At 45.9% G+C, this 3,467-nt stretch carries 4 protein-coding genes and 3 pseudogenes; 2 read left to right on the forward strand and 5 right to left on the reverse strand.

The annotated features are described in order from the left end of the window. On the reverse strand, positions 1-547 hold a 547-nt coding region (locus tag BIY29_RS19575), incomplete at its 3' end, for a DUF6531 domain-containing protein (protein WP_240630240.1). A 30-nt stretch (positions 548-577) separates the two neighbouring features. Here BIY29_RS19575 and BIY29_RS19580 point away from each other — a divergent pair. Beyond that, positions 578-733, forward strand: a pseudogene (locus BIY29_RS19580) (SymE family type I addiction module toxin); the annotation flags it as partial. Positions 734-777: 44 nt separating this feature from the next. On the opposite strand, the gene BIY29_RS19585 reads toward BIY29_RS19580, so the two are convergent. Further along, positions 778-1,239 carry a hypothetical protein gene (locus BIY29_RS19585; RefSeq protein WP_121576679.1) on the reverse strand — a complete coding sequence of 154 codons (462 nt, stop codon included), beginning with the start codon at positions 1,237-1,239 and terminating at the stop codon, positions 778-780. 18 nt (positions 1,240-1,257) lie between these two features. Beyond that, positions 1,258-1,947, reverse strand: a pseudogene (locus BIY29_RS19590) (RHS repeat-associated core domain-containing protein); the annotation flags it as partial. Between the two features lie 38 nt (positions 1,948-1,985). Here BIY29_RS19590 and BIY29_RS21145 point away from each other — a divergent pair. Beyond that, positions 1,986-2,117, forward strand: a pseudogene (locus tag BIY29_RS21145) (SymE family type I addiction module toxin); the annotation flags it as partial. Between the two features lie 63 nt (positions 2,118-2,180). Here BIY29_RS21145 and BIY29_RS19600 read toward each other — a convergent pair. After that, on the reverse strand, positions 2,181-2,681 hold the full coding sequence (locus BIY29_RS19600) for a hypothetical protein (protein ID WP_121576681.1): 501 nt from the start codon (positions 2,679-2,681) through the stop codon (positions 2,181-2,183). 4 nt (positions 2,682-2,685) lie between these two features. Further along, a partial coding sequence (locus BIY29_RS20755) for an RHS repeat-associated core domain-containing protein (protein ID WP_240630242.1) occupies positions 2,686-3,467 on the reverse strand: 782 nt, incomplete at its 5' end.

The following is a 3,467-nucleotide window of genomic DNA, read 5'->3' on the forward strand; positions in this document are numbered from 1 at the left end:
GCGTCGCCACGCCGTGATCCAGCGTCAGATCCATATCCCAGTTGCAACGCCACAGCGACCCCAGCAATCCCGGCCGGCGCTCACCGCCGGAACGGTAATACCGTTTCAGCAGCAGCGGTAAAACACCGGACAACTGGAAATCGGTACGCCAGTCAACCACATAGCCCGTGGCCATATCCACCGGCTCCCCCTCGCTCCGGCAGTTGCCTGAGTTGGCGCAGTTGGCTTGATCCCTTTCACCGGCTTTGCTCTGTTGTTCTGCGGCGTCGGGCTGCGTATCCTGGCTTCTGCCCGCGTTGGCGTCCTCGGTTTTATGCTTCGCCCCCTTGCTGCGCGCCGAGCCGTTTTTTCGCGTCACCACCTTGCCGATAAATTCCGTTATCTTTGACTCAATCTCCGTCAGCGCCGTATCGAATTTCGTCAGCAAATCATCCAGCGTTTTAATGATCCCGACGAGGCTGTCTTTCATCACCGCGACCATCCAGCCGCCTTTGGCCTGTGACTCCGCCAGCATTTTTTTCAGCGCCGCGATAAGGTTTTGCAGCAAGGTTTTCGCCTGCGGGCCATAGTTCGCCATGACCGCGAGGGCGCGGACTGGATACGCGATAACGGCGAGCTTTATCTGGCGGGCGACTGGCTGACCCGGAGCGGATTGCCCGGCCAGTCGTTAAATATTGAACTGCTGCCCGGTAAAATAACCATTCGGGCGGAGCAAGAGGTTATGTTGGCGTAATAATAAAAAACCGGAAGGATCATTAGATCTCTTCCGGTTAAGTTTTAACTTAACTCAAAAGTAATTTTTTCTATATAAAATTTTCCCTTATCCTCAGAATAATCAAGATCTATTAAACTCTTTAAATCACGAGATATAAAAAAAATATTATTATTTACTTTTTCACCGAACCTAAAATCATCCCTTAAAAACATCAATGATTCAATCAAGAAAGCCCCACAGTATTTCCAGTCATCATCAATAAAAACATAATATTCCCCTTTGCTTTCCATAATTTCATCCAATATTTTTTTTGTATCATCAGGGGAAACTCGAACCTTACTAACTTCATATCGCTCTTTAGGCTTTTTTAAAATAACATCATCCGTTTCTTCAAGAGATAGGAAACTAAGCTGTTCAACATCAATTAAAAATAAAGAGGTGATTTTTTCTTTATAACCATTTAAAACAGACTTCCCATTACCTCGTCGGTAAATTAAATCCCGTTTGTATTGATCTATAGCCATAACGCCTCCAATTAAAATTTACTTATTTTTCTGTGGACATTTTTTATAATAAGCCTTGCCTTTCTGATTTTCTATTTTAGGTCGTCCATAGTCATTCATACGTGTTTCTCCTGTGTTTGGATCAACTTTTACCTTGCCTGCTTCCCAGTGAGGTTTATCGGGATGACTGACATCCATTGTTTGTTGTTGAACAGTTGCCTGCGTCATTCCGCCGCCTTTCGATTTAGGAACTTCATACCGATATTCCCACCCAGAAGCATTCTTAGACTGACTTATTGGCTGTTGGCTTGTCGGTATTTTGGCCTGACGCATTGCTTCACGACGAGCAGCACGAGATGTCGCAAATGGATTCCCCTCACTACCCAGCGGCGGTGTTTTCGCCAACCCCAGCGGATCAACCCACTCCAGCGGATTATGAACATACGCTTGTGGCCTTATCCCCCCATCAAACCCCGAAGGGTCGGGCGACAAATACTGCTGCGACCCGTCTTCTCCGCCATCATAATAACGATGCCGGTTATAGTAAAGCCCCGTTTCCCTGTCATATATCTGACCCTGATAGCGCAGCTCGCAATACACTTCCTCATTCGCCGCGTCGCCCAGATAGCGCCGCAGCCGGAGGGGGATTTTCTCCTCCCGATATCCGTCCCACAGCCCCTGCTCGCCCCGCCAGTGGATTTCTCCCTCTTCGCTGCACAGCTCCCGCGCTGCCGTACCGTCCGGCAGGTACCCGCATTGCCCCACGCGAGAACGGCGAGCTGACTCTTGCGGGCGACTGGCTGACCCGCTGCGGATTGATCAACCAGTCATTAAATATTGAATTGCTGCCCGGAAAGATAATAATTATTCGGGCTGAACAGGGAACTATGCTGGCGTAATAAGGCAAGCCGCTAAAAATAAAAATCCGGAAGGATCATTTTCCGGATTTTAAGATAATGGAATTAATGTATAATCCCCTCATCAAAATACGCTTCTAAATCTCCATTTAGATCTAAAATCCCATCTTGTAAATCGGGATAAATATAATTTGAGAAAAGAATCATATATTCCGATGCTTTTTTTGCAGCATCATATCTATTGGACAAGATTGTTTTCTTTTCAAAAAAAGAATTTTTACTCTTACCTTTTATAGAGTAAAGAGTAACTTCCACATCATAAAAACAGTGCGGTGGTAATTCACGCAAATCATCGTTCATCAATCTACATCCGATCGATAACACAGCCATAATATTTTTTCCATTAGTCAGTGGCATTTCACATCTAGCTATGAAGACATCTTCTCCAAAGAAGATGTCTTCCAGACGAGATAACTCATGATCCGTGACAAGATGGAGAACAGCAGGATCGATATCATACATATGATTTTTTAGAGAAAACCAACCAGAAGGAAAAGAAAACAAAGACAATGGTTTATATTTTTTAAAAAAATTAACACTTTCCATAGATTCATTTCCCAAAATATTCAATATATTTTTCAGGTGATATAGGGTGACCATGAAATTCATTAGTGCTTTTAGTTACTTCAACTCGCATAAATTGCGTTGGCTTTCCATTATTATATCCCACCGTTCTACCAGCATCGTATATATAGTAATCAGAGCCACCTTTTTGTGGTACATACTTGCCATTTTTTAATGCCTCTTTTTCTAGCTTATTTCTAAAACTAGTTGCGTCTTTTGAAGTCGTCGATCCTTGAACACTTTCGTCCCAATACTGAGAAGGCCCTTTGTTATTAGAAAGCTTTATAGCGTCTTCTCTCGTTTTTGCTTTTGTATGCTTATCATACGTGGCAGATTTAGAATGGTGCCTTCTTCTCCTATCTTCTTTAGGATCAGGACACCCAACCAACCCCAACGGGTCAACCCACTCCAGCGGATTGTGTACGTATCCCTGAGGTCGGATGCCCCCATCAAACCCCGAAGGGTCGGGCGACAAATACTGCTGCGACCCGTCTTCTCCGCCATCATAATAACGATGCCGGTTATAGTAAAGCCCCGTTTCCCTGTCATATATCTGACCCTGATAGCGCAGCTCGCAATACACTTCCTCATTCGCCGCGTCGCCCAGATAGCGCCGCAGCCGAAGGGGGATTTTCTCCTCCCGATATCCGTCCCACAGCCCCTGCTCGCCCCGCCAGTGGATTTCTCCCTCTTCGCTGCACAGCTCCCGCGCCGTACCCGCCACGTCCGTCACGATATAGTGCAGCCGCGTCGCCTCTCCTTTCGCTC

Source organism: Brenneria alni, from assembly GCF_003666245.1.
GTDB lineage: Bacteria > Pseudomonadota > Gammaproteobacteria > Enterobacterales > Enterobacteriaceae > Brenneria > Brenneria alni.

Excerpts from the sequence above, each read along its gene's own strand:
- BIY29_RS19585 (WP_121576679.1), bottom strand. The coding sequence starts at position 1,239 with ATGGCTATAGATCAATACAAACGGGATTTAATTTACCGACGAGGTAAT.
- BIY29_RS19600 (WP_121576681.1), bottom strand. The coding sequence starts at position 2,681 with ATGGAAAGTGTTAATTTTTTTAAAAAATATAAACCATTGTCTTTGTTT.